At 57.7% G+C, this 25,931-nt stretch carries 25 protein-coding genes; 11 read left to right on the forward strand and 14 right to left on the reverse strand.

Annotated features, from left to right (window positions below; translation table 11 throughout):
* The first annotated feature begins 6 nt into the window (after positions 1-6).
* From WG936_RS02030 to WG936_RS02045, 4 genes are all read left to right on the forward strand, one after another.
* Positions 7-585, forward strand: a complete 579-nt coding sequence (locus WG936_RS02030) for a hypothetical protein (RefSeq protein ID WP_339563729.1) — start codon at positions 7-9, stop codon at positions 583-585.
* Positions 586-711: 126 nt separating this feature from the next.
* On the forward strand, positions 712-3,126 hold the full coding sequence (gene treY, locus WG936_RS02035; RefSeq protein WP_339571974.1) for a malto-oligosyltrehalose synthase: 2,415 nt from the start codon (positions 712-714) through the stop codon (positions 3,124-3,126).
* A gap of 3 nt (positions 3,127-3,129) precedes the next feature.
* Positions 3,130-4,134, forward strand: coding sequence for a GTP pyrophosphokinase (locus WG936_RS02040; RefSeq protein WP_339563731.1), 1,005 nt, complete (start codon positions 3,130-3,132; stop codon positions 4,132-4,134).
* Positions 4,135-4,182: 48 nt separating this feature from the next.
* Complete coding sequence (locus tag WG936_RS02045) at positions 4,183-4,311, forward strand: hypothetical protein (protein WP_339563732.1); 129 nt, start codon at positions 4,183-4,185, stop codon at positions 4,309-4,311.
* A 2-nt stretch (positions 4,312-4,313) separates the two neighbouring features.
* Here WG936_RS02045 and WG936_RS02050 read toward each other — a convergent pair whose 3' ends face one another.
* Genes WG936_RS02050 through WG936_RS02065 form a run of 4 tightly spaced genes read right to left on the reverse strand, consistent with a single transcriptional unit; the run spans position 4,314 to position 6,072 of the window.
* The gene (locus WG936_RS02050) at positions 4,314-4,679 is read right to left on the reverse strand and encodes an RNA-binding S4 domain-containing protein (RefSeq protein ID WP_339571975.1); all 366 of its coding nucleotides are present in this window, start codon (positions 4,677-4,679) and stop codon (positions 4,314-4,316) included.
* 13 nt (positions 4,680-4,692) lie between these two features.
* Complete coding sequence (locus tag WG936_RS02055) at positions 4,693-4,926, reverse strand: hypothetical protein (protein WP_339563734.1); 234 nt, start codon at positions 4,924-4,926, stop codon at positions 4,693-4,695.
* Between the two features lie 10 nt (positions 4,927-4,936).
* Positions 4,937-5,584 carry a YigZ family protein gene (locus WG936_RS02060; RefSeq protein WP_339571976.1) on the reverse strand — a complete coding sequence of 216 codons (648 nt, stop codon included), beginning with the start codon at positions 5,582-5,584 and terminating at the stop codon, positions 4,937-4,939.
* An 8-nt stretch (positions 5,585-5,592) separates the two neighbouring features.
* Positions 5,593-6,072, reverse strand: a complete 480-nt coding sequence (locus WG936_RS02065; RefSeq protein WP_339571977.1) for a GyrI-like domain-containing protein — start codon at positions 6,070-6,072, stop codon at positions 5,593-5,595.
* Positions 6,073-6,185: 113 nt separating this feature from the next.
* Here WG936_RS02065 and treZ point away from each other — a divergent pair, with 113 nt between their 5' ends.
* A complete protein-coding gene (gene treZ, locus WG936_RS02070; RefSeq protein ID WP_339571978.1) occupies positions 6,186-7,895 on the forward strand; it encodes a malto-oligosyltrehalose trehalohydrolase in 1,710 nt (569 codons plus the stop codon).
* Here treZ and ilvA read toward each other — a convergent pair.
* Positions 7,892-9,196, reverse strand: coding sequence for a threonine ammonia-lyase IlvA (gene ilvA / locus WG936_RS02075; protein ID WP_339571979.1), 1,305 nt, complete (start codon positions 9,194-9,196; stop codon positions 7,892-7,894). The genes treZ and ilvA overlap by 4 nt on opposite strands.
* A gap of 125 nt (positions 9,197-9,321) precedes the next feature.
* Entirely contained in the window at positions 9,322-12,882 is a 3,561-nt protein-coding gene (dnaE, locus tag WG936_RS02080) for a DNA polymerase III subunit alpha (protein ID WP_339571980.1), read from the reverse strand.
* Positions 12,883-13,051: 169 nt separating this feature from the next.
* Between dnaE and rarD the strand changes: the two genes are divergently transcribed.
* Positions 13,052-13,927, forward strand: a complete 876-nt coding sequence (gene rarD / locus WG936_RS02085) for an EamA family transporter RarD (protein WP_339571981.1) — start codon at positions 13,052-13,054, stop codon at positions 13,925-13,927.
* Here the strand turns inward: rarD and WG936_RS02090 are convergent.
* Genes WG936_RS02090 through lspA form a run of 3 tightly spaced genes read right to left on the reverse strand, consistent with a single transcriptional unit; the run spans position 13,905 to position 15,833 of the window.
* Positions 13,905-14,432 carry a hypothetical protein gene (locus tag WG936_RS02090; protein WP_339571982.1) on the reverse strand — a complete coding sequence of 176 codons (528 nt, stop codon included), beginning with the start codon at positions 14,430-14,432 and terminating at the stop codon, positions 13,905-13,907. The genes rarD and WG936_RS02090 overlap by 23 nt on opposite strands.
* Complete coding sequence (locus tag WG936_RS02095; RefSeq protein ID WP_339571983.1) at positions 14,429-15,352, reverse strand: RluA family pseudouridine synthase; 924 nt, start codon at positions 15,350-15,352, stop codon at positions 14,429-14,431. Before WG936_RS02095 ends, WG936_RS02090 begins: the two co-directional genes overlap by 4 nt.
* Positions 15,345-15,833 carry a signal peptidase II gene (gene lspA / locus WG936_RS02100; protein ID WP_445227770.1) on the reverse strand — a complete coding sequence of 163 codons (489 nt, stop codon included), beginning with the start codon at positions 15,831-15,833 and terminating at the stop codon, positions 15,345-15,347. Before lspA ends, WG936_RS02095 begins: the two co-directional genes overlap by 8 nt.
* Positions 15,834-15,909: 76 nt before the next feature.
* Here lspA and WG936_RS02105 point away from each other — a divergent pair, with 76 nt between their 5' ends.
* On the forward strand, positions 15,910-16,821 hold the full coding sequence (locus WG936_RS02105) for a DUF6263 family protein (RefSeq protein ID WP_339571984.1): 912 nt from the start codon (positions 15,910-15,912) through the stop codon (positions 16,819-16,821).
* 71 nt (positions 16,822-16,892) lie between these two features.
* Positions 16,893-18,503, forward strand: a complete 1,611-nt coding sequence (locus WG936_RS02110) for an ABC-F family ATP-binding cassette domain-containing protein (RefSeq protein ID WP_339571985.1) — start codon at positions 16,893-16,895, stop codon at positions 18,501-18,503.
* Between the two features lie 74 nt (positions 18,504-18,577).
* Here WG936_RS02110 and WG936_RS02115 read toward each other — a convergent pair whose 3' ends face one another.
* Positions 18,578-18,781 carry a YgaP family membrane protein gene (locus WG936_RS02115; protein ID WP_339563746.1) on the reverse strand — a complete coding sequence of 68 codons (204 nt, stop codon included), beginning with the start codon at positions 18,779-18,781 and terminating at the stop codon, positions 18,578-18,580.
* An 83-nt stretch (positions 18,782-18,864) separates the two neighbouring features.
* Positions 18,865-19,398, reverse strand: a complete 534-nt coding sequence (locus WG936_RS02120; RefSeq protein WP_339563747.1) for a hypothetical protein — start codon at positions 19,396-19,398, stop codon at positions 18,865-18,867.
* A 149-nt stretch (positions 19,399-19,547) separates the two neighbouring features.
* Here WG936_RS02120 and WG936_RS02125 point away from each other — a divergent pair, with 149 nt between their 5' ends.
* A complete protein-coding gene (locus tag WG936_RS02125) occupies positions 19,548-20,480 on the forward strand; it encodes an asparaginase (RefSeq protein ID WP_339571986.1) in 933 nt (310 codons plus the stop codon).
* On the opposite strand, the gene WG936_RS02130 is transcribed toward WG936_RS02125, so the two are convergent.
* Positions 20,449-21,855, reverse strand: coding sequence for a DNA polymerase IV (locus WG936_RS02130; protein ID WP_339563749.1), 1,407 nt, complete (start codon positions 21,853-21,855; stop codon positions 20,449-20,451). The two genes, WG936_RS02125 and WG936_RS02130, sit on opposite strands and share 32 nt — an antisense overlap.
* 145 nt (positions 21,856-22,000) lie before the next feature.
* Entirely contained in the window at positions 22,001-22,717 is a 717-nt protein-coding gene (locus tag WG936_RS02135; protein ID WP_339563750.1) for a hypothetical protein, read from the reverse strand.
* A gap of 195 nt (positions 22,718-22,912) precedes the next feature.
* Here WG936_RS02135 and corA point away from each other — a divergent pair, with 195 nt between their 5' ends.
* Entirely contained in the window at positions 22,913-24,007 is a 1,095-nt protein-coding gene (gene corA, locus WG936_RS02140; RefSeq protein WP_339563751.1) for a magnesium/cobalt transporter CorA, read from the forward strand.
* On the opposite strand, the gene WG936_RS02145 is transcribed toward corA, so the two are convergent.
* Entirely contained in the window at positions 24,008-24,505 is a 498-nt protein-coding gene (locus WG936_RS02145; protein ID WP_339563752.1) for a general stress protein, read from the reverse strand.
* Positions 24,506-24,619: 114 nt separating this feature from the next.
* Between WG936_RS02145 and WG936_RS02150 the strand changes: the two genes are divergently transcribed.
* Positions 24,620-25,927 (forward strand): magnesium transporter MgtE N-terminal domain-containing protein, encoded by a 1,308-nt coding sequence (locus WG936_RS02150; protein WP_339571987.1) that lies wholly within the window; start codon positions 24,620-24,622, stop codon positions 25,925-25,927.
* Positions 25,928-25,931 lie beyond the last annotated feature (4 nt).

Genomic DNA, 25,931 nt, shown 5'->3' on the forward strand with positions numbered 1-25,931 from the left:
GTGAAAATGTCTACCGCAGTACTGCATAAATCCAACACCACGATCGACACCAACCACTTAAGTTTTGCCCTTTGCAGAACCGAGGAGGTGGACGCCGCGCTCAGCGACTCCGCCTTCGCGGAATCACCCGCAACGGTGGCATTGTCTGCCGAGATCAGAGTGGGATTTCGGGATCCGCACGCCAACTCGGAGACACTGCTAAGCCACCGTGCGTTATCTGACCTTGGGTTTACCGCCTTGAAAGCCTGGGATTGCGTGGCAAAAGGCGTGATTCACCGAGCAACGGAATTGGGGGCCGCACGCTTCTTTGTCCGCAGCATCAACGCCACTGGAACCGCGATACAAATCCGTCCCAGTGTTGGAGACGACTCGACCTGGTTAGCACACCCCGAGTTGTTCTCCCGGTTGCTTGGTTGTGCTCGTCAGTATCTCAACACTACGTGCATTCACTTTTATTATTGCGGTCCTCATTTCCTCATAGCCGTCAATTCCGCGCTATCTGATGCTGACCTACCGGCACTACCTGGGGCAGTCGGACCACTGATGTACCACGAGGGGTTTCCAGAGCTCATTTCCACCCGCTAACCACGCCCTTTGATTCCACTAGGGGGCACTGCCGGTTAGTTGCTGACAGCAAAGCCGGCCAAACCTACCTAAACTTGTAGCGGTATTCACGTGCGTGCCCCTGACAACGGAGGAATTTGATTCATCATGCGTCGCCCGATCACCGCTACTTACCGCCTGCAGCTGCGCGGACCAAAAGCCGAAGAATCTGGTCGCGCATTCGGGTTCGCTGAGGCCGCAAACCAGCTCGAGTATCTTTCCGCGCTAGGTGTTTCCCACGTCTATCTGTCCCCTATTTTGACCGCGGTTCCAGATTCGAACCACTCTTATGACGTTACCGATCCAACGACGATCAACCCTGAGTTCGGTGGCATGGCGGGGTTTCAGGACTTCGCGGCACAGGCCCAAGCGGCCGGAATCGGGATCATCATCGACATCGTGCCGAACCATGTGGGCATCGCACAGCCGGAGCTGAACACATGGTGGTGGGACGTACTTAAGAATGGTCAAGACTCGCAGTATGAGCACTTCTTTGATATCGACTGGCACGAGGACAATGGCGCTGACGGGAAACTAGGACTGCCAGTGCTGGGCGCGCATGGCGACGAAGAGAAATTGGTGCTGGATATTTACGAGGACGAGACGGTCCTGCGCTACTTTGATCACATTTTCCCGGTGGCACCAGGCACTGAAGGCGATGACCCCATCGCGGTGTATCAGCAGCAGTCTTACCGCCTGATGTACTGGCGTGACGGCGTGATCGGGTACCGACGCTTCTTTTCGGTCAACGGGCTAGCTGGCCTCCGCCAGGAAGACCCACTTGTGTTTGAACACACGCACCAGGTGCTGCGCGAACTGGTTGCCCTGGATTTGATTGACGGCGTGCGCGTGGATCACCCAGACGGATTGGCCAATCCTTTCGGCTACATCAAGCGCCTACGTGACGTTGTTGGCCCAGATCGCTGGTTGATCATTGAAAAGATCCTTGGGGTGGAGGAGCCACTTGACCCCCGTCTTCCCGTAGACGGTACGACCGGTTATGACGCTCTCCGCGAGTTCGATGGGGTCTTCATCGCCCGTGAAGGCGTAGACACGCTGTCCATGCTAGCTATGCAGCACACCGGTTCCCCTTGGGACGCGGCTTCGCTGGAAGCTAACGAGCATGCGTTGAAGAGTGAGGTAGCACAGAGTGAGCTGGGCACCGAGGTCCGGCGCCTCGCCCGCGCGATCCGCCGTGACAATTTTTCCACAGCAGGGCCGCACGTCAGCGAAGAACAACTCATCGCGTCCTTGGTCGAGTTGGTTGCATTCATGCCGGTCTATCGCGCCGACTATATTTCCTTGTCCCGTACCACTGCCACTGTGATCGCCGAAATGGTGCAGCGCTACCCTTCACACCGCGATGCGCTCGATATCATCGCCGCAGCGCTGCTTGCCGACGGCGAGGCGGCGACCCGCTTCGCGCAAGTCTGTGGTGCGGTGATGGCTAAGGGCGTGGAAGACAAGATGTTCTATCGCGCCTCACGGCTGGTAGCCCTCCAGGAAGTCGGAGGCGCGCCCGGAAGGTTTGGCGTCTCAGCGGCTGAATTCCACATGCTCCAACACGAGCGGGCTCTCCTGTGGCCTGCCTCCATGACTACGCTTTCCACCCACGACACCAAACGTGGCGAGGATGTTCGCGCCCGAATCATCGAAATCTCCGAAGTACCGAGCGAGTTCGCTGAGTTCATCACCAAAGTCACCGCGATTACCCCGCCCCCAGACGGCGCAACGGGTCACTTCCTGCTGCAAAACTTGGTGGGCATTTGGCCGGCTGATGGCGAGCCAAGCGATACCCTTCGCAAGCGATTCCAAGCTTATGCGCTCAAGGCTGTGCGCGAGGCTGGCGTCCACACCGCGTGGACGGAGCCGAATGATTCTTTCGAATCTGATGTTGCCCATTGGGTCGACGCGCTTTTCGACGGTCCTGCCACTGCGCAGCTCAACGAGTTCGTTTCCCTGCTCGCCCCAGCTGCCACGACGATCTCCTTGGGACGCAAGATGCTACAACTCATCGGACCCGGAATTCCCGACATTTACCAAGGCAACGAGTTTTTCACCGACTCTTTGGTAGATCCCGACAATCGCGCTTTTGTCGACTACACCGCTCGGAGCCAAAAGCTGGGCATATTGCAGGAGAACGGGGCCCTTGATGCTGAACTAGCTGCTGATGCCGACATGGCCAAGCTTGCCGTGGTCAATGCTGCATTGCACACCCGACTGGAACACCCAGAATCCTTCGAAGGCGCCGACTACCAAGCTGTGTACGCCGTTGGCCCAAATGAGACTCACCTGGTCGGCATGGCTCGTGGAAAATCTCAGCGTGACTTGCAGGTCATCGCAGTCGCAACCCGCAAGCCTATCCAGTTGGAGCGCGCCGGTGGCTGGGGAGATACCACCGTGACCCTGCCAGCAGGAACCTGGTGCGACAAACTATCGGGGCGCGAGTTCAGTGGTGACGTTTTAGTAAGTCAGCTGCTGGAAACCTTACCCACCGCGTTGCTTGTGCTGGTGAAACACTAAATCATGAGCCAGAAACGTATCTCCCAGCTCGGATCGGTTTACCACGAGTGGGTGCGCCATCACCCCAACGCTGCCAGCGATTTCCGCGAGGTGATTGAGGAACTACTCGTGGATGCCGGTGTGTCCTTTGACCGAGTTGCTGCCCGGATCAAGACGTGGCGGTCGCTAAAGACCAAAGCCATGCAACGCCACGTCAACGGAGCCTTCGAGTATCCAGATCCCTGGCGCGATGTGAAAGACATCATCGGTATTCGCATCACCACTTACTTCTCTGCCGATATCCCTGTTGTTCTTGATGTGCTGAGCCAGGCCTTCACGGTGATCAAGAGCGTCGATAAGGCGGCGGAGACTCGTATCGCGGGCGATTTTGGATACGGTTCTTACCACCTGATCGTCCAAGTACCGGAAGATGCAGAAGACCTCGCTGAGTACCGTGGCATGACTTTTGAGGTACAGGTCCGTACCGTCCTGCAGCACGCCTGGGCAGAATTTGAACATGACATTCGTTACAAAGGTGCCCAGACCCTAGACCCGCGAGTGGATCGTGCATTTACCCTCGCCGCCGGATTGATTGAGCTTGCTGACCAGCAGTTTGACCAAATCGCCCGGATTCAAGGCGAAGCTCCTGCTCCGGCGGATGAAGTAGAACTCACCGCAGAGACCTTGCCAGGAGTACTTGCGATGCTCGTCGGCAACCGCTTCCCGCGCTCACGCTCCGAGTACTACTCTTGGCTCGAAGAAATCCTGGCAGCAAACGGCATTACAACCGTTAGCGAGTTGCGCACTTTGCTCTCTGACCTCGACATTAAGGTCGTGGAGACTGCGATGAAGTACCAGTTTGTTCCAGGCCAAATCCGCATCATCGATGACTTGCTACTGCGTCGTTTCGGCCAATTGCACATCGATCGCACGAAGGATTCTGGACGGCATGCATCCCAACGCACTAATCGCTTGAAAAATCGCTTGAATACTATGGTCGCCGCCGGGATTGCTGAAGAAAACGAGTAGGTTTATAGTCAACACATAAGCCGCATAGATACATAGGAGTCAAACCTGATGGTTTCCACGTTGCATGATTTCCCTCAGCTCGCCGATGCGCTGCATGTTTGGGCGCTGACCGTTGCTGATTTCTTCCGCGAGCGTGGCATTGATTTCCCACCAGCGGACTGGGGACTGAACATGTAAGTTCAGCCTCGCCCCATGAGGCGGTCGATCTCCCGGCGTTCCCGCTTAGTAGGTCGGCCCGCGCCTCGTTCCCGTTTCGGGATCGAGGCAATTATTTCTTTCGGCGGTGCCGGTGGCGAGTGATCCACGTAGCAGGTACGTGCGATTGCTGCCCCTACCCGCTTCTTAATGGTCTGCACCACCTCAACGTCGTGTTCCCTATGGTCCACCCATACTCGAACTCGATCCCCCGGCACTACTAGCTGAGACGGTTTTACTGCGGTGCCGTTAAGTTTGATGTGTCCAGCTTTGCAGGCCTCGGCCGCTGCCGAACGGGTCTTCATGAGCCGTACCGCCCACACCCACGCATCGATGCGTGCTGATTCCACTGTTAGAGCTCTTCTAGTACTCGTCGCGGTAGTTAACTATTTTCTGTACACGTCGGTAGTTAATGAAGCCACCAATGACGGCCAGCACCAGCCCCACCACCAGGAAGGCGGCCTGATCCGCCATCAACCACAGCGCGACGCCACCGCCGAGGCCCGTAGCGACTGCCAGGACACCATTGCGGGAGTATTTTCGCACTGCGGCCTTGCGTTGTTCGATTGGGTTGCGTGGGTACTGTTGCATCGTCATGGCATCAACTTTAGCAGCGTAAATCAATCCATTCTGAGCCAATGAGCTTGGTGTCAGCCCGCCCCTGGGTACTTTCGGCGAGCATGGCATCTAGCTCTGGCCGTTGCCCGGGTGACACGCCAATAGACAGCACCACCTTCGCGCCGTATTCAGCATCGACGACGGCAAAGTCATGTCGGCGTAACTCCGCTTCAAGTTTGCCGGCTACATCGTGCCCGACCTCCAAGCGATACAATTCCCGCAATCCGCGGCTTTCGCTGCGTACTTGCTCCAGCGTCAACTGCGTAGATTCAGAGTAGGCGCGGACCAACCCGCCGGTACCCAGCTTGATGCCCCCGAAGTAGCGCACACTGACCGCGACCACATCCAGCAACCCACTTCCCCGCAGCACATCGAGCATCGGTAGCCCTGCGGTACCTGATGGCTCACCATCGTCGCTCGAGCGCTCGACAGGATTGGCATGAGCAACGTGATACCGGAACGCGCTGCAATGATGTCTCGCATCTGGGAATTGCGATTTGATCTCCGCGATAAAAGCCCGCGCTTCTCCTTCGCACGTAGCCTGGGCGATGAACCCGAGAAATTTGGAACGCTTGATTTCGAATTCGCTGCGGAATACCTCGCCCTGCGCTGGGCGTCGATAGATAGTTGGCTGCATCTTAGGGCCTAGAGCTGTCCACGATGAACGAGGCAACACAGGTCTGTGCGCAGTGTAGTTGGATCGATGTCCTTCGTCGGCTGCGTAACGTAACTTTCCCAACAGGGGCCGGCGACTTCCCAGCCCGCCGCATGTAATTCACTAACAAACTGCATCCACTCCACGGCCAGACCTTGGTAGGAGCCGAGATAAGTGTGGCAAGCTACGAGTCCGCCCGGCAGCACCGATCGGACGAAACTGGGGTGCGCCCCGTGCAAGGTGCCCGGAAATCCCAATTCCACATCTACGGTTTCTGCCATTCGAAGGTACACAGCGGTAGCGGGTCCGGTGGGACTTACCTCGCCGGCAGCGATGGCGGTACGAAAAGCAGCGAAGGCCGAATCATAAAGTTCAGCGATACCTTCGGGAGGAACGCCGTTACGTGTGAGCACCACGGTTGGCACTTGTTGTTCCTCGCACACGTCAAATTCGGCCACAGTATCGCTCATGGAGACAAGGCTACCAACCTGGTGCATCAACGAACCTCACTGCAGTCGCACTGGTTCAGGTTTCCCAAGTTTCCCCTTAGTGCCATGCCAGGTGATGGTTTAGCCTATGAAGTATGTCTGTTTTTGAAGTGTGGGCCCCAAACGCTACCGATGCTGCTGTGGAGGTGGATGGAACAAGCTACCCGATGCGCGCTAGCGAACACGGGTGGTGGACCAGTGACGTCGAAAAGCACCCCGGTCAGCGCTACGGTTTCTCGCTTTTCGACGGCACTAGCTGGTCTCCCCTGCTTCCTGACCCACGCTCCACCGCACAGCCCGATGGCGTGCATGGCCTGTCACTGGTCAGCGAGCAAGGATTCGATTGGAGCGACCAGAACTGGACGGGCCGCATCCTTCCTGGACAAGTGATCTATGAGCTGCACGTTGGCACATTCACTTCCGAGGGCACCTTCGATGCCTTGATAGACAAGCTGGACTACCTGCGTGAACTAGGTGTCACTACGATCGAGCTCATGCCAGTGCAGCCCTTTGCTGGTGACCGCAACTGGGGTTACGACGGCGTCCTCTGGCACGCCGTTCACGAAGGTTACGGTGGCCGCCTTGGCTTTAAGCGTTTTATCAACGCAGCGCACAACGCCGGCTTTGCAGTGATGATGGATTGCGTCTTCAATCATTTCGGCCCTGAAGGCAACTACAACGGGATGTTCGGCCCGTACACCCAGCCGAGCAACACCGGCTGGGGAGACACCATCAACCTGATGGGCTTCGGGTCCGATGCTGTCCGTGCGTACATTCAAGACGCGGTCCGGATGTGGTTCGAGGAATTCCATGTGGACGGCATTCGGCTTGATGCTGTTCATGCCCTTTATGATCCTGGCGCGATCCACCTGCTGGAGCAGCTGACTTACCTCAAGAATGACGTCGAGGCCACGACGGGGATCCCCCGCGTTCTGATCGCAGAATCAGACCAAAACGATCCCCGCCTGGTTTCCGCCCAGCAAGCGGGTGGCTATGGCCTTGATGGGCAGTGGATAGACGATGTTCACCACGCACTCCATGCGCTGGTGTCCGGGGAACAACACGCCTACTACGCGGATTTCGGCACTACCGAGGTGCTGGCAGAAACTCTAAAGAACGTATTCCTACATGCGGAAACGTTTTCTACCTTCCGTGGCCGCACCCACGGACGTCGGATCGATACCACTATCGTCCCAGCCTCCAAGTTCGTCACCTACACCACCACTCATGACCAAGTAGGTAACCGCGCAGCTGGTGACCGGCCATCTATGAATCTGACGCCGGAGCAACAAGTGTTGAAAGCTGCGTTTGTGCTCTGTGCTCCGTTTACCCCAATGTTGTTTATGGGTGAGGAGTTTGGCGCGAAGACACCCTTTTGTTTCTTCGTATCCCACTCTGATCCCAAGTTGTGCCGCTTGACCCGGGAAGGCCGCATGAACGAGTTCAAGCGCAATGGTTGGGATGAGGGGCTGGTCCCTGATCCAGCCGACCCCGACACCTTTGAACGCTCCCGACTCGTCTGGGATTTTGATGCGGAACAAGCCGGGATTTTGGAGGCCTACCGCACGTTGCTTTCACTGCGGCAGGAACTGCGCCTTGCTCGCCCATATTTGGAGCATTTGGACGTGCAATACGGCGAGAGCTGGTTAGCGTTCGGGCACGAGGACGTGCGCATCGTGGCGAACTTCTCCGCCGCGCAGGTGCGCGTACCTTTCGGTGGTGAGCTGCGCTATACCTTCACCGCGCCCCAGGTAGGACAGTTCGAGACTGTTCTCGACCCGTGGGGATTCGCGATCCTCACCTAGGTCAGAAATTCATATTCCGATGTTCCGGGCTCAAGCTGCTGGCAGTAGATCTTGGAGGCTGTCATGCGTTCCAACAGCGCGGCAAGGTCGCTTGCTTTTCCTAGCTGAATGCCCACCAGCGCTGCCCCAGTGTCCCTGTTGTTGCGCTTGAGGTACTCGAAGCGGGTGATGTCATCCTCAGGGCCGAGGACGTCGTTGAGGAAGTGGCGCAGCTGGCCGGGCTCCTGCGGGAAGTTCACCAAGAAGTAGTGCTTCAGTCCCTGGTGAACGAGGGAGCGTTCTACGATTTCGTTGTAGCGCAGGACGTCATTGTTGCCCCCGGAAATGATACATACGATCACTTCGCCCGGTTTGATCGCGAGCGATTTCAGGGCAGCTACTGACAGTGCTCCCGCCGGCTCCGCGACGATGCCCTCGTTTTGATATAGGTCGAGCATCTCAGTGCACACTGCCCCCTCGGAGACCGAGACCATGTGCAATCGTGAACGCTGCTTATCCACCACCTGGTAGTTCAAGTCTCCGACGCGTTTTACTGCCGCACCATCTACGAAGGGGTCTATGTCTTCTAGGGTGATCGGCCCGTTGTTCTGCAATGCCGCTTGCATGGATGCTGCGGTGAGCGGCTCTGCGCCAATAACTGCCGTGAGTGGGGCCATGTCTCGCAGGTAGGACAATACTCCTGCAAGCAGGCCACCACCGCCGACTGGTACGACTACGGAATCCGCGTGTTTGCCCAAAGCCGTGAGCTGGGAGAGGATCTCGGCTGCGACAGTGCCCTGCCCGATGATGGTGTCACGAGCATCAAAAGGCTCCACCAAAGTCGCCCCGGTCTCGGCGGCGTAGGCACGCGCGGCGGCGGCCGCCTCATCAAAGCTTGCGCCCCTCAACTCGAGTTCCACTGCGCCCTTGCCGTGCACCAAGATGCGACTGAGCTTTTGCTTCGGGGTGGATTCTGGCACGAAGATGCGGCCCGTTATGCCCAAGGACCGGCAGGCATAGGCGACGCCTTGAGCATGATTTCCGGCAGAGGCCGCTACGATTCCAGCGGCGCGCTCTGCTTCGTCCAACTGCACGATGTTGTTGTAGGCTCCGCGGATCTTGTAAGAGCGCACATCCTGCAAGTCCTCCCGCTTCAGGTAGACCTGCGCCCCGGTTGCTTCGGAAAGTCGGGGGCAGTATTGCAGGGGGGTGGGTGCGATCACTGCGGAAATTCGTGCCTGCGCCAGTTGAATATCTGCCGCGCGGATGGCGGCGTTTTCTCCAGCGAGGGACGTATTTTCCTGAGTTAAGTGATCGGTCATGATCACATCCTACCCTCCCCACCGCCCGCCTAGTGGGATAGGTATCCCACAAATGGATTATGGGGTCTGTATTCTTCACAGGGAACAGCGCGGTATCGAATGCAGTCATTCCACGCTGGGCGCTCCTAACCCAGGATTCCCGGCCCCATCGTCGCCTTGAGATCGCCCATGAGATTGCCCGAGCGGTTTACGCGCAGATGATCACCGAGGACCAGCATCGTCGAATTATTGCCGTCGACAAGCTTGAGGTAAACGTCGGACTCGCCAGCGTTGGACAGCAGCACCTCTTTCAGACGGGCGATATTCTCCATCGTGCACTGATCGGTACGCATCACCAGTTTGAGAGGCAAACCCGAACCGTTTCCGGCACCGAGCTCCGGTGTTTTCAAGTCATCACAAAACAGGCTCATGCGATCATCGCGAATGGAGATGTGGGCCTTAGCCAGGATGATGTTGTCCTCAACCAGTTGCGTTGCCACAAGGTTATAGATCTTGTTGAACACCAGGAGCTCCACGGAGGCACCATTGTGATCCTCCACTGTGACGATCGCCCACGGTGAACCGTCCTTCTTGCTAAAACGCCTATCGACGGCCGAAATAATGCCACCGATAGTCACCTCCGCCCCGTGCCGCAGCTCCCCACCCAAAATCGTGGTGAGCGCCGTATCGGTTTGCGCCGCGAGGGCCTCCTCGAAGCCATCCAGCGGGTGGCCGGAGACGTACAGGCCGAGCATCTCCCGCTCCAGTGCTAGCTCATGCTTGCGCTCCCAAGTATCTTCTGGGACCTGCACTGCGAAGAAGTTCTCCGCCTCCCCGTCTTCGGAGCCACCGAAGCCAGCAAAAAGATCGAATTGCCCCTTGTCGGCCGCCTTCTTGGTGGCGGTTACGGAATCCACCGCGTCCTCATGCACCAGCATCAGCCCCTTGCGGCTGTGCCCCAGAGAATCAAAGGCTCCGGCCTTAATAAGTGATTCGGTGACACGCTTGTTGCACGGCACGGTGTCGATCTTGTCTAGATAGTCTGAGAAGTCCTTGAAGTGCCCCTTTTCCGCACGCGAGGCAACGATGGACTCCACCACATCTTCGCCAACGTTGCGGACAGCACCGAGGCCAAAGCGAATGTCCTCGCCAACAGCCACGAAGTCCAGCACGGACTCGTTTACGTCTGGTGGCATCACCTTAATGCCCAAGTGCCGGCAGTCTGCGAGATAGATAGCCGACTTGTCCTTCTTGTCAGACACCGAAGTAAGCAGCGCCGCCATATATTCTGCGGTGTAGTTGGCCTTGAGATACCCCGTCCAAAAAGACACCAAACCATAGCCTGCAGCATGGGACTTATTGAAGGCGTAGGCAGCAAAAGGCTCGATGGTGTCCCACAGGGCCTTGATCGCTTCCTTGGAGAAGCCATTGGACAACATGCCAGCCTCAAATGCGACGAATTCCTTCGCCAACACTTCAGGTTTCTTCTTACCCATGGCCTTACGGAAGCCATCTGCTTGGCCCGCTGTGTAATTGGCAACCTTCTGGGAAATACGCATGATCTGCTCCTGATACACGATCAGGCCGTAGGTATCCCCCAAGATTTCTTTGAGCGGCTCCTCCAATTCCGGATGGATCGGTTTGATCTCTTGACGGCTATTCTTACGATCGGCGTAGTCCAGGTGAGCGTTCACACCCATCGGCCCGGGACGGTACAGCGCAAGTGCCGCAACGATGTCATCGAAGCCGGTGGGCTCCATACGCTTGAGCAGTTCCCGCATGCCACCGCCATCGAGCTGGAACACACCCAGGGTGTCGCCACGAGCAAGCAGTTCATAGGTTGCGGGGTCATCCGTGGTCAGGTTTTCCAGGTCGAGTTCAATGCCACGGTTGCGCTTAATGTTCTCGAGCGCGTCACCAATCACGGTCAGGTTTCGCAGACCCAAAAAGTCCATTTTCAGCAGGCCGATTGCCTCGCAGGCCGGATACGGCCAACCGGTAATGAGCGCTCCGTCCTGCTGCCGCTTCCACATCGGGATGCAGTCTAGGAGCGGGACGGACGCCATGATCACGGCACAAGCATGGACACCAGCCTGACGCACCACGCCTTCGAGGCCACGAGCCGTCTCATAAATCTTGCGAACATCCGGATCAGTCTCAATCAGGTTTCGCACCTCGCCAGCCTCGCCATAGCGCGGATGCTCCGGATCTGTAATTCCGGACAATGGGATGTCTTTAGCCATGATCGCCGGCGGCAGCACTTTGGTAATACGGTCTGCCATCTGATAGCCAGCCTGGCCGAACTGTACGCGAGCTGAGTCTTTCAGTGCCTGCTTGGTCTTCACCGTTCCGAAGGTAATCACCTGGGCGATCTTGTCCTCGCCCCAGCGCTCAGAGGCATAACGAATCATTTCGCCGCGACGACGGTCGTCAAAGTCGATATCAATATCGGGAGCGGAAGGTCGTTCCGGGTTGAGGAAGCGCTCGAACAGCAGGTCGTGCTCGATCGGGTCAATGTTGGTGATCGTCAGCGCATAGGCCACCAGTGCGCCTGCCGCCGAGCCACGCCCGGGGCCCACGCGAATACCGATGGATCGGGCGTGCTTGATCAGCTCCGCCACGATGAGGAAGTAAGAAGGATACCCCTTCATATCAATGACTTTGATCTCGTACTCAGCACGATCGATGTATTCCTGTGGAACTTCTTTACCCGGGAAACGATCCTGCAGGCCCGCCATCACTTCATGATGCAACCACGTGGTCGGGGTTTCACCTTCCGGAACATCAGCGACCGGCATCCGGTCGTGTGGGTGAGCTTCCCAGATCTCGCTGTAATCCTCCACACGCTCCGCGATGAGCAGGGTGTTATCGCAGGCCCCAGGGACAGTGTGGTCCCAGCCGGCCCGCATCTCTGCGGCGGTTTTAATGTAGTAGCCAGTACCATCAAACTTGAAACGATCCTCGTCATGCAGGGTCTTGCCGGTTTGCACACACAGCATCGCCTCGTGAGCCTGGGCCTGGGATTCGAGCACATAGTGGCAGTCATTGGTCACCAGTGGCGGCAAATCCAGCTTCCGGCCGATCTCGAGCAATTCCGCGCGCACCCGGTTTTCGATGTCCAGGCCATGGTCCATCAGCTCAAGGAAGTAATTTTCTTTGCCGTAAATGTCCTGCCACATCGCGGCAGCCTCGAGAGCTTCATTGAACTGTCCCAGGCGGAGCCGAGTCTGAACATCGCCCGATGGACATCCAGTGGTGGCGATGATGCCAGAGGCGCGCTCCGCGATAATCTCCGCATCCATACGTGGCCACTTGCCCAGCTGGCCTTCGTAAGAGGCCATCGAGGAAAGGTAAAACAGGTTCCGTAGCCCCTCAACGTTTTCTGCCCACATCGTCTGATGGAGATAGGCGCCCGAGGCGGAAACGTCATCGGATTTTTGGTGCGGTTCTCCCCAGCGGATGCGTTGCTTGTTCAGGCGTGACTCGGGCGCAAGATAGGCTTCGATTCCAATGATGGGCTTGATGCCGGAGGCGGTCATCTTCTGATAGAAAGCATCGGAGCCATACATATTGCCGTGATCTGAAATACCAACGGCAGACATACCTTGGCGATTCACCTCATCAGCCAACATATCGATCTTGGCCATACCATCGAGCATGGAATACTCAGTGTGATTATGCAGGTGAACGAAGGAAGAGTTGCCCATAAAGGGTGAGTCTACTTAATCAGGGGCGTCGATAAGCAACCGGCTTCGGCTATCCTCATTGACCTGCCTACACACCGGGCATCCCGCCACCGCCAGCAGTGCTGTGCCCCAGTCGAAAGCACCAGTAAAGCCGCAAATCAGCGATCGAACCGGGGTAAGGTCTGTGCTCATGTGGTACGCGGTCTTGGCTTATCTAATGTGGGGCGGTTTCGCCGCCTACTTCCCACTCCTCGAGCCTGCGGCTCCCGTGGAGATTCTGGCGCACCGCATTGTGTGGACCGCCGTGGTGATGGTTGCCCTGATCTTTGTCACCAAAGCAGCGCAAGAACTGCGACGCGCTGACCGAGCTACCTGGCTCCTAGTGGTACTTGCTGCAGTGTTCATCGCGGTGAATTGGCTGACCTATGTCATCGCTGTGAACTCCGGGCATGTTGCCGAGGCCGCATTGGGATACTTCATTAACCCCTTGGTCAATGTCGTGCTAGGCATGCTGGTGCTCCGGGAGCGGCTGCGTCAACTGCAGCAGCTCAGTGTGGCTATTGCGGCGATTGCCGTCATTGTGCTGGCTGCGTTGTCCGGGCAACCGCCGCTTATGGGACTCACACTCGCGTTCTCCTTTGGCATCTATGGCTTGATCAAGAAGCGGATTCAGCTCCCCCCGGAGGCCTCGCTGGCAGCGGAGACTGTGGTGTTGTTTCCGGTGGCGCTGGGCTATCTCGGTTACCTCACGCTGCAGGGCACGTCAACGTTTACGGGGCACGGCGCGGGACATGTCGCGCTCCTGATCTCCTCTGGCATCATCACCGCGCTTCCACTATTGCTCTTCAATAAGGCCGCGCAACTCATCCCACTGTCGACCATCGGAATGCTCCAATACATGACGCCAACCATGCAAATGCTGTGGGCAGTGTGCATCATGCACGAGCAGTTGGAGACGGTGCGCTGGCTTGGCTTCGGAATCATTTGGGTCTCGGTGGGTATTTTCCTCACCGACATTTGGCTACAGCGCCGAGCAACGCGCGCTAATCGACGGCAACCGGCCTGACACCAAAGCGCCCCCAAGCTGCCCCTTGCGGCAATACCTCGATTGCGCCAAGCTGCGGGTTGTCAGCCAATCCGCGGAAGAGTTCCGCATCGTCATAAGCGATCACCCCGACGATGTTCTTCGCAGGCGGGGTCCAGCGCTCGAATACCTCGATTCGGGTTTCCGGGGCAACGGGTTCCGGAAGTGCTTGCGGCTTTTCGTCTGCAAAGACCGCCCCACCCACGCGTTTTAAGTGGAGCTGCTCAACAAGCGCCCCGGCGCGCTCAGCTGACAACGGCTCTGCGAAAGTAATCATCGCCCAGGAGGTTCCGGAGGCTCCGACTAGGCTGTGGTCAGCGCGCTGCTGATACTGGCTGTAGCTCTCGCCAGTATCTTGACCGAGCACGTCGCCGTTTTTCAGCATCGGTTTGGAGGTGCGATCATCAAAGCTGGCCATTATCACAGCGCCGATGATTAACAAGGTGCAGAGCAGTGCCAGCACCTTTCGCACTCTGGCCGCTGTCATGAGCGCAGCTCATCCAAGGCATGCTGGAGATCTGGTGGATACGGCGATTCAACTTCCATGTAGCGGCCGTCGGCGGGATGGTGGAACCCGAGTTTCACCGCATGGAGCCACTGTCGCGATAGTCCCAAGCGCTTGCTGAGCTTAGGGTCAGAACCATACATCGGGTCGCCACAGCACGGATGGTGGAGGGAAGAAAAGTGAACGCGGATCTGGTGAGTGCGCCCGGTTTCTAGGTGCACCTCAAGCAAGGTTGCTTCCCGAAATGCCTCGATGGTTTCGTAGTGCGTCACTGAGGGCTTACCGCCGGTGGTGACGGCGAATCTCCAACCAGCTGAAGGATGCCGACCGATCGGGGCATCGATGGTGCCCGTGAGCGGATCCGGGTGGCCTTGCACCAAAGCATGGTACGTCTTCGACACGGTGCGATCGCGGAAAGCACGCTTGAGAACGGTATAGCCACGCTCCGAGGCGGCCACCACCATCACTCCCGAGGTACCGACATCAAGTCGCTGCACAATCCCCTTGCGTTCCGGCGGGCCCGAAGTGGAAATTCGGAAACCCGCGGCGGCCAGTCCACCTACTACGGTCGGGCCTTCCCAACCGACAGTGGGATGCGCAGCCACACCGACGGGCTTGTTCACCGCAATGAGATCCTGATCTGAGTAGAGGATATCCATCCCCTCGACCAATTCTGCCTTTGGGAGTAGGGGTTGTTCCGGTTCCGGAAGCGTGACATCGAGCCACGCGTCGGCGCTGAGGCGGTCGGATTTTCCGACGCTACGGCCGTCGACAAGCACATCGCCGGACTCGGCCAGCTCTGCAGCTATCGTGCGGGACAGGCCCAGGAGCTTAGCCAATGCCGCATCCACGCGCATCCCTACGAGGCCTTCTGGCACTGGTAACTGACGGTTCTCACGCATGCTGCTCCTCTCTAAAAGCGCTGATGATGAAGCAGAGCACACCAACAGTGATACAGGAATCTGCAATATTGAACACCGCGAAGCTACCCACCGAAATGAAATCAACCACGTGGCCAAAGTAGAAGCCAGGCTCCCGGAAGAGCCGGTCGATGAGATTTCCCAGGGCGCCACCTGCGATGAGGGCGAGTCCTGTGGCCTGCCACGGCTGGCGTACTCGGCGGGCAAACACTGCGATCCCCAAAACGAACACCAGCTGGATGGTGGTAAATAGCCAGGTCGAGTTCTCCCCCATCGAGAACGCCGCACCGGGGTTGAACAGCAGGTAGAAGCGGAACCAATCGCCAAGGATTGGCATAGCAACCCCGGGGTCCAGAAGGTTCAGCATGATGGCTTTGGTGCCTTGATCCACCGCTGCCGCCACGATGGCTATCGCCGCCATCGGAATAACATAGCTCCTACCTGTAGCACTCACGCGTTCCATCATTCCCTATCTCGGGGTGGATTTTCTATTCGGTCCTCACCAGCAGTCCTGCCCGAACCTAGTACCGTAGTCACTTATGAAGAAGTCGCTCGCGTCCTGTCTCGCCGTCACCCTGTCCGTTTTTGCGCTCACTGCGTGCGGTAATGATGCCCCACAGCCAAGCGAAGAAAAGGCGGTGTCGTTGCCGGTCGACGCCCCCAAGGTGGCGCTTATCGACGCCGGTGTAGGCGACGCACAGGTCCTGGCCTTTCACGATTCCGGCGCAACCCAACAATCCGCGATTGAGATCTCGGATGGTTTTGAACAGGGCACGGGTACCGCGGCGGATATTGCTGCCGAACCTGCCACTGATGCCAACGTGGATACGCTGAAAGCCACGCTCGATGCCGCTGTCTCTGCGCAGTCTCCCCGAGATGTCACACTCAAGTTGCTCAGCCCAACCCACTCTAAACCCGAGTTTGCGTCGGATATCCAGTCGACAGAGGGTTTCGAACTCGCCTGGACCGGCCAACCAACAGGACGCGCTGAGACGGTCAGGCTGTCTGCCCCAACTGCAGCCACTGATCAGGGCCGTGCGATCGCCGAGCTCTATTTGATGAAGCTGTTGGCGCAGCCGGTGATTTTCCCCAGCGAACCCATTGCTCCAGGCGCAAAATGGACGGTGGAAAACCGGGTCACTGGTGATTCCACGATGCTACGCAGCACTACGTACACGTTGAACTCCCGCGAGGGAGATGTCGCAGATATCGCCGTGGAAGTCTCCGAACGCCCGGCAGTAGCTGCCTTGAGCCTGGCTGATCAAGGCCTCAATTCTGAACTTAAGGTTGTGGGTACCCACTCCACAGGTTCTGGCTCATTACAGGTAGACCTGCGGAAACCGCTGCCGGTAGCTGGCTCCGTTGACCTTGCTACCCGAGTGCTTTATGGCGAGGATGACAAACCCGCGCGTGTTTTCCAGGATTTCATTTCCAAAATTGACTACTCCTAGCTAGAATTTAAGTCATGGCATTTTCCTAATACCCCGAGCAACCATCCGCTTCGACCTTAGGAAACTCAGTTATGCCTTCTTTCATTAAATCCGACCGCGTCAGCTTCTCTTATCCTGACCGCCGCGTCCTCACTGACATTTCTTTCACCGTCAATGCTGGCGAGATCGCAGGCCTTATCGGAGAAAATGGTGCCGGGAAATCCACCCTGCTTTCGTTGCTTGCAGGCGGAAAACCGGATGCTGGCACCTTCGCTGTCCCCGATAGGCTCGGCTTCATCACACAGGAAACCACCTTGGCGTTTGATTCGCCGGTCGGGGCGCTTATCGACGAAGCCGTCGCGGAGATCCGGCAGTTGGAAACGGAGATTGAAGAGCTCAGCGCCGCGATGTCCACTCGTGATGTCACCGAGGAATTCGATCGCGCGCTTTCTCGGGCTGAGCAGTCTCAGCTATGGTCACTGGATTCCCGAATCGAGCAGGTACGCGCGGGCCTCGGCCTCAGTGATATCGATCCTGCGACTCCGATCCATCAGCTTTCCGGTGGTCAACGACGTCGTTATGCACTGGCGGCGCTCCTCCTGCGTCCCGTAGACGCCATGCTGCTCGACGAACCAACTAACCACCTCGACGATGCCGCCGTGGACTTCCTGATGGCCGAGCTCGCCAGCTTCCCGGGCCCCATCATTGCGGCTAGCCATGATCGCTGGTTTCTCGATCACTGTGCCACAGACATCATTGATCTCGACCCCGCGCTCGGTGCCGAGGGCGGCTACGGGGAAGATTCCCGGCAAGGTGCGTTGTTCCACGGTTCATTCAGCGAGTATCTTGCCTGGCGAGCTGCTGCCCGCACCCGCTGGGAACATGACTATTCCATTCAGGAGCAAAATCGCTCTGAGCTGGAAGGAAAGCTCGGCATTAGCGAAGGCGACATCTTTCACTCCACAGAGGCCAAGTCTGAAACGCGGGTGTCCCAGAAGTTCTTTGCAGACCGCGCCGCTAAGACTGTCGGCAACCGGCTCAAAGCCACCCGGAATCGCCTCGAGGAGTTGGAGCGCTTCGAAATTCCGCCACCACCGCCTAAGTTGTCCTTCACCGGAGCGTTGTCTGTGGCTTTCAAACCCCGCCCAGAGGCCCTGCTCCGCCTAGATTCGGTAGCCGTTACTGGGCGGTTGCGGACGGTGAAGCTGGAGATGTTTGCGGGCGATACTCGGCTCGTCATCGGCCCCAATGGTGCGGGTAAATCGACGTTGCTGGCAATTGCTGCGGGGCTGCTCTCCCCGGACTCTGGCGAGCGAGTGCTAGCGGAGGGGGTGCGGATCGGATACCTGACACAGGACTCTGAATGGGAATCGCTGGAGGCGACTCCACGCGAACTTTGCCCAGAACTGGTCGAGCTTGGGCTGCTGGATGAGGATCGCATGCACAAGCCACTGCGGGAGCTATCTCTGGGACAGCAGCGTCGCGTAGCGATCGGCATGGTGTTAGTTGACCCACCAGAAGTCCTGCTTCTCGACGAGCCCACCAACCACATCGCCTTGGCTCTAGCGGAAGACCTGGAACACGCACTCGTCAACTACCCGGGCGTGTGTCTGATTGCTAGCCATGACCGCTGGCTGCGTAACCGCTGGCCGGCAGGCATAGTTGAGATTTCACCGCTGTCTGCTGACAACGAGATTTCTTGAAGATTCCTCCCCACAAACAACAGATCCCGCCTTCGGCCACATTGTGGACCGGGCGGGATCTCGAAGTTAGGGGTTTAATTCTTTAACGGGCAGGTAGACATCCCGAGGGCTCGATATAGCGGACAAAACCCTGCTGCTGCAGTAACTGCCATAAGTACTGCCAGCGCCCAGAGGATCACCTGCAGGGGGCCGGTAGCAACGGTTGCTGCACAAATACCAGCAACGATAGCGAGCACACCGCGAAGAGTGCGGTCAATGGTTCCTTCGTTTTTAGTCATGCAGAAATCTTAGAACGCTTTGACCAACTTCTAACTACATAGAGATAGATGTCACGTCCTCATCAGTGTCCTCGTGATCACACTTAAGGAGTTGGGGTAGCGGCCTGATCCTTACACATTGCCGGAACCTGTTCGGGAGCAACCGTGTTGGTGATCAAAGTACAAGCCCAGCTCTGGGAGAGCTTCCAGGTGCCACCATCGTAAATAAACTCCACATTGTCGGCGGCCTGTGGCTCACGGTCTGGAAGGCTGAAGTTCACCGTCGCAAGAACAGAATCTGGGGTGTAGCCAGGCAGGATCGGATCTACTACCTGGAAGTCTGCGCCGGACTCGGCCTTAGACTTGGTCATGGTTTCAAAAAGCTCTGGCGCGGTATCGCCACCTTGAACGGTTACGATCTTCTCTTCCACACTTGCGCTCGGATCAGTTGCCTTAGCCAGCACAGCGTTGAGGTCCGCAGCGCTTGGCTGAGCCGGAGCTGCCCCCTTAGCGGAGGTCGACTTAGCAGCGGAGGAAGTCGATGTTTTGCTTCCTGAGGCATCGTCGCCGGAACAAGCGGTGAGGGAAAGCGCAGCGGCGAGGACGGCTGCAGCAGCTGCTGTGGTGGAAAACTTCAACGAAATCTCCTTGTAAGTAATGGGCGGTGAGCGATTCTCGGGCTATGGGTCTATACAAAACTCACCGCAGGCGTGTCGACGATAATAACACGTGTAACTTAAGTGTCCCTAGGTAAAACCTGTGCCCGCAAGTGTGGCACCCTAGTGGTATGTCTGCTGAGAACGCGCCTTTAAAAGTAGTTGTGCTCACCACAGGTGGCACAATCGCCTGCACAACGGACGAGCACGGTGTGCTCAACGCCACTGTATCTGGGGAGGATTTGCTCCGGCCAGTTGCACGTCGATTCGCGCCTGGCACCATCGCGGTGGAGGTACGTGAATTGGAGTGCATCGATTCTTCCACCATGACGTTTGCAGATATCGACGCCATAGTGAACGCTGTCGGCGATGCACTCCGCGATCCGAGCGTTTCCGGTGTTGTGGTCACCCACGGCACCGACTCTATGGAAGAAACCGCCGTAGCCGTTGATACCTTCCATAATGACTCTCGGCCAGTGGTATTCACCGGAGCGCAAAAGCCCTTCGATCACCCAGAAGCCGACGGCCCGAACAACCTGTTCGAAGCGCTCATCGTGGCAAGTGATGCCTCCGCACGAGACATCGGCTGTCTTATCGTATTCGGACGCGCCGTCCTCCCGGTTCGGGGCGCCACCAAGTGGCACACCACTGATGAACTAGCATTCGCCACGAATGGGCCGGAAGAGCCCACTCGGCCGGATCCAGTACCGGCCACTGCGCTAGCCAAAGTCAATGTTCCAATCGTCACCGCCTATCCCGGTGCAGGACGAGAAGTTCTGGATCTTTATCGCGAGCAGGGCGTAGACGGCATCGTCGTCGAAGCCATGGGATCCGGCAATGTTGGGTCCGTGTTTTCTCAAGGGCTGACCGAGGTGCTCGCTGCCGGCGTCCCCGTTCTGATTAGCACCCGCGTTCCACGTGGCGAAGTGGCTTCCACATACAGTGGCGCCGCAGAGTTGGCTCAAAAGGGCGCCTTGTGGAGCAGCTACTTCCGGGCGCCGCAAGCTCGAGTCTTGCTCGCCATTTCAGTTGCTAGTGGCCGTCACCTGGCGACTCTTGTGTAGCAAACCAATCTTCCCAATCCAAGCTATCTAGCGGATCGGCTGCCACCAGGTCGGGGTCATCGATGGCGAAGCTGCGCGTCTTCCCCCGGTCGGTGCTTCTGGTTTCAAAACGCACGGATACCACGCCGTGTCCTGCCCCTTGTACCCAGCCGTGCCCGAATTCGGGATGGTACACATCTTGCGTGCTGTGCCACACCGCGTCCCCGGCCGGGCTGGCGGAGGTACTACTAGTTACCGACACCACTCCTCCCGCATTGGTGTCTCTCACCCCAGCCTCATATTCCTGCGACTCCACTACCACGACATTCTGATCCAATTCAGGAAACAGCACGTCTTGACGCTCGGACTCCAACCCAGAGAAGGACACTCCGATGAGCCGGATCGGACCTACTTCCTCTGCGTATCGAGTTAGCTTGCGCGCGCTTGCATGCAAGGTGCTCAGGTCGTCTGTGGCATAAGGCAGCGTAAGTGAGCGGGATTCGCTCGCGAAGGTAGCCAGTTTTGTCTTCACTGTTACCGTCCGGGCGCCACGGCCGTCGCGAAGCAACCTCCGGTGCGCTGATCGAGCCGAACGTTCTACGGCGGCATCGACTTGCGCACGCGTGGTGAGGTCCTCTGGATAGGTGTGTTCCGCCGATACTTGTTTCGCCTCGGCACGTGGCGCCACGGGTCGGTCATCGTTTCCGCGGGCAAGATGCCACAATGCCACACCGACATTCTTGCCCAGCGAAATCTCCACGTCCCTGCGGCTCATGGCCGCAAAGTCCGCAATCGTCGCCACGCCTTGTTGTTTGAGCTTCGCCTCCGCAACGGGGCCGATCCCCCATAATTTGCGCACTGGCAGGGGATCAAGCAGCTCATGCTGCCGATCCACTGGCACTACAAACACCCCGTCTGGTTTCGCCTCGCCGGAGCCGATCTTGGCAAATTGTTTGCCGGAGCCCGCGCCTATCGACGCCGGTAGCCCTGTTTCCGCTTTGATCAACGCACGCAGCTCCTCGGACCACTCGCGTACCTCTTCTGGGCTCGCCCCGACCAGCTCCGCTGGCTCCATAAATCCCTCATCAATGGAGAGTTGCTCGACGATCCCTGCCCGCGCCCGAATGATCTCAAATACCCGGCGCGAAGCTGTTGCATATACCGCGTGGCGTGGCTGGACTGTGACTACCCCAAAACCGACCAATGCCCGTGCTTGGTACATGGGCATCGCACTCTTGGCACCGAATGCCCTTGCCTCATAGGAAGCGCCCGCCACTACCCCACGGCCGGACAGTCCGCCGACGAGCACAGGTCGGCCACGCAGCGTAGGGCGAGTCAATTGTTCGACGGAGGCGAAAAACGCGTCCATATCGATATGTAGCACCCAGCGTTGCATGCTTTTCAGCATAACTGGGCTTAGATTGCTGGCAATCGCCGCGGGTTTAACCACTTATGAGCAAGCTCAGGCCCATGGCTGCTACAGATGGCTCTCCCCAGCCAAGCGCCCGCGCACTTATGGGTCTGGACTTGTGATTCTGGAGTTAAAAATCAAGCTTGGAGAGCAGCTTCTGCGCCCGCTCCTTCGTAGCATCGTCATCACGCGGCCCTGCAAACAGCTCATCAAGGTCTTTGGTGGTGATACCACCGGAGATCTGATTGAGTGTGAGTCGATCCCGACGTTGCAGCGCAGTCTCCCGAAATACTGGCACAACATTCTGCGGCAACTCTGGGCCATCGTAGCCATTGCAACCAGTGGCGTTCGAAGGGTCGGTAGCCATCATCGTGTTAGGTAGTGACCCGACCATCGCCTGGTAGACCTTATCGCGCCACGTGCCATCGTTGGGATCAAGTCCCTTTTCCTTATCGCGCTGATACTGCGCTGACAGCTCCTGCGCCAGTGCGGGATCGAGGTAGAACAGCAGCTCCCCAGTGCAGCCGAGCACTAGGTCGGCATCTCCGCTTTGGAGACGCTCGAGGCGCGGTTTTCTATCAGAAGCGGTTTCTGATTCCAGGTATGCTTCCTTGCCACTGCGCACAAAGGCCCCGGTAACTACCTCCCCCAAGGCCTTTTGTTGGTATCGGTCACCGTTGATGGAAACAGTGATCGAATCTGTTTCTGCTTCGCGTGGCCTAGCGGAAGGCTGGGGCGTGCCCCCAGTCACAGTACTCCCCAGCAGCACCAACGCTGCTAATCCGAATGTCAGCCATTGACGCAGCGGCATGATGCCACTTAAGGAGGTGCTGCTCGGCTGTTGCATTGTTTGTTCACTCCGAAGGGTGGGAAGATTGACTAGGTCTACATCTTACGAGAATCAGTTGCTTTCACAATTCTTTCGGCAATTGCGCGCTGCTGTCACTTGACCACTTGGTGGCCTAGAGTTGTAAAGTCTTCTTGTTTTTAGTCGCAGTTTCACATCGCGCTTGACCCACTGGGTCAGGGGAAAGGGAATTTTATGGCGAATAATTTCCCGCTGTCCAAACGGCCACGCTCACTAGCGGTGCCGCTATCGGAGTCCCCCGAAGCACTGAGCAGGTTGCGGATACCGGCAGAAAGAGCGATCGAACGCTGTGTGGTCTATCGCGATGGCAAGCCCGTACGCGGCGCGTTCAACTACCGCGAAGCGTTGGAGGAGGTTCGCCGTACTGGTGAGGGCTACGTGTGGCTGGGACTCTACGAGCCGGACCAACACCAGATGGTGTCAATCTCTCAAGCCTACGATGTCCACGATTTGATAGTTGAGGATGCCGTCGGCGCTCGGCAGCGCCCTAAGGTGGAACGCTACGGTGACCAGTTCTTCTTTGTCATCCGCAACGTGAAGTACACCGATGACGCGATGGTTAATAACGCCAAAGAGATTATCGAAACTGGCGAGGTCCAGATGATTGTGGGCCCTGATTTCATTATCACTGTTCGCCACGGTGAACAGTCCACAATCACTGGACTCAAGAAACGCCTGGAGCGCGACCCTGAACAGTGTGCGCTGGGACCCTCTGCCGTGGCTTGGCTGATTGCGGACGTGCTTGTCGACGACTACATCCGCATCGCCCGACTGCTTTCCAACGACGTCGACGAGTTGGAGAACGAGGTCTTCTCCCCCGACTCCAGTTTCGACATTGAACAGATCTACCGTCTCAAGCGAGAGATCCTAGAGATGCGTCATGCCATCGACCCCCTGGCACCAGCACTACGTACGTTGACCGCAAACCAACACGGGTTGCTTTCCGAACAGATCAGTAGCTACTTCGTGGACGTGCTGGACCATGAAATTGCTGCCATGGATCACATCGCCTCGCACGACGAGCGGCTGTCTTCGCTGATTAACGCGGGTGTGGCAAAGGTATCTATTCAGCAAAACGCAGATATGCGTCGCCTGTCCGCCATAGTTGGTATGGCCGCGGTCCCGACGATGATCGCCGGCATTTATGGCATGAATTTTGAGAACATGCCAGAACTGAAGACCCAGTACGGATACTTCATCGTCCTGGGTTTGATGTTGCTGTCTGTTTTATTCATGTGGGCGTTCTTCAAGAAGAACAAGTGGCTCTAGTTACTCGGCTAGCTTTCCACCTAGGTTCGCGCGGGCGATGACATCTCGCGCGACGCGGGCGTGTTCAGGGGAACACAGGACGTCATAACGCCCCGCCACAATTTGGGTTCGGGAACTAAAGTCTCGTTTTCCCTGAGTGCTGGCATAACTAACGGCAGCAGAGACTACGCCAAAGACCACGCCCATGATGATGCCAACAATCAGCGGTGCGAGCCATGCGTCGTTGAACAAGCCGATGAGTAGACCGAAGAACACGCCCATCCACGCGCCCGAAGCTGCGCCTCCGGCAAGAACTCGGCTCCATGTCAACCGCCCGACTACGCGCTCTACTTCCATGAGGTTGACGCCTACGATAGTGAGCTCACTAACCGGAAAATCACCCTTATCTGAAAGCATGTCCACGGCCGCTTGGGCTTCCACGTAGGAAGTGAAGCTGCCGACGGGCCAGCCGGTCGGCAACGGGCGGGGATCGAGTGGTGTGGGGCCAGCGGTAGTCATCGTTTATTCCTTCAGGGGTTTATTGTGCTTCATCGGAACAACGCCTAATGCCTGGCTTTGGTTCCACTTCTTAAGAAGCAACCCCAGTGCCGCACTGAAGTAGAATGGCACGTTATGAGCACTACTACCCGCGTGTACGCTGGCCGCCTGAATGGAATGATCGTCCGTGGCCCCGATGCCGAAGCGATCGGCAGGGTACGCGACGTGGTGGTCAGCATCCGGCCCACCTCACATCTCTCCCGCGCCCTCGGCTTGGTGGTGGAGATGACCAACAAAAGGCGCATCTTCGTGCCATTGTTGCGGGTGGCCGATATTGCCCCAGCGGACATCACCTTGGCCACCGGTTCGGTATCCATGCGCCAGTTCAAGCCGCGCTCCGGTGAATCCACCGTTTTGAACGACCTCATCGGGGCAAAAGTTCATATTGATGATCCAGAGCTTCCACAACTGCATGGCAAGCCGGTGGAAATCGCGGACGTGGAGTTGGAGCGCACGCGCACGCGGGACTGGGTCATCTCTAGACTCGCAGTCTTTGGCGAGCGTCCAAAGTTTGGCCGTCGAGCCGACCTGCATGTAGTTCCGTGGTCTCATGTGTTGGGAGTGACTGCGGGTGGCCTAGGTTCCACCGATGCTACCGCGCAGATTATCGCCTCTTTCGACGACATGCGCCCAGCGGACATCGCTACGGTCATGCATGAGATGCCTACGCTGCAGCGGCATCAAGTGGCTGAGGAACTCGATGACGAACGCCTCGCCGACATCATCCAAGAGATGCCGGACGATCACCAAGCAGAGATCATTGAGTCCTTGGACATTGAGCGCGCAGCAGACATTTTGGAAGAGATGGACCCGGATGATGCTGCCGACCTGCTCGGCGAGCTGCCAGATGCTAAAGCAGATGTCCTGCTGGAGTTGATGGATCCTGAGGAGTCGGCTCCTGTTCGTAGGCTGATGACTTTCTCCCCCGACACCGTAGGCGCCCTGATGACACCAGAGCCGCTAATCCTCACCCCACAAACGACGGTGGCGGAGGCCCTGGCTATGGCTCGGCACCCGGATTTGCCCACCAGCCTCAGCTCATTGATTTTCGTCTGCCGGCCGCCAACAGCCACCCCAACCGGCAAGTACCTGGGCTGCGTCCACCTGCAGAAACTACTAAGAGAACCCCCCAGTTCACTCATCGGTGGCATTCTAGATCCGGACCTGCCTCCGCTTTATGCCAACGACACCCAGGAAACTGCGGCGCGCTACTTTGCGATGTATAACCTTGTCTGTGGCCCCGTGCTTGACGACGACAAACACTTGCTCGGCGCAGTCGCCGTGGACGACCTCCTCGACCACCTTCTGCCCGAAGACTGGCGCGAAGTAGGTTTGCGACCAGACCCACATTCTTCCGAATCGACCACCGCTGTACAGCAGTAAAGGA

The organism is Corynebacterium sp. H127, assembly GCF_037482665.1.
In the GTDB taxonomy this organism is placed as follows: domain Bacteria; phylum Actinomycetota; class Actinomycetes; order Mycobacteriales; family Mycobacteriaceae; genus Corynebacterium.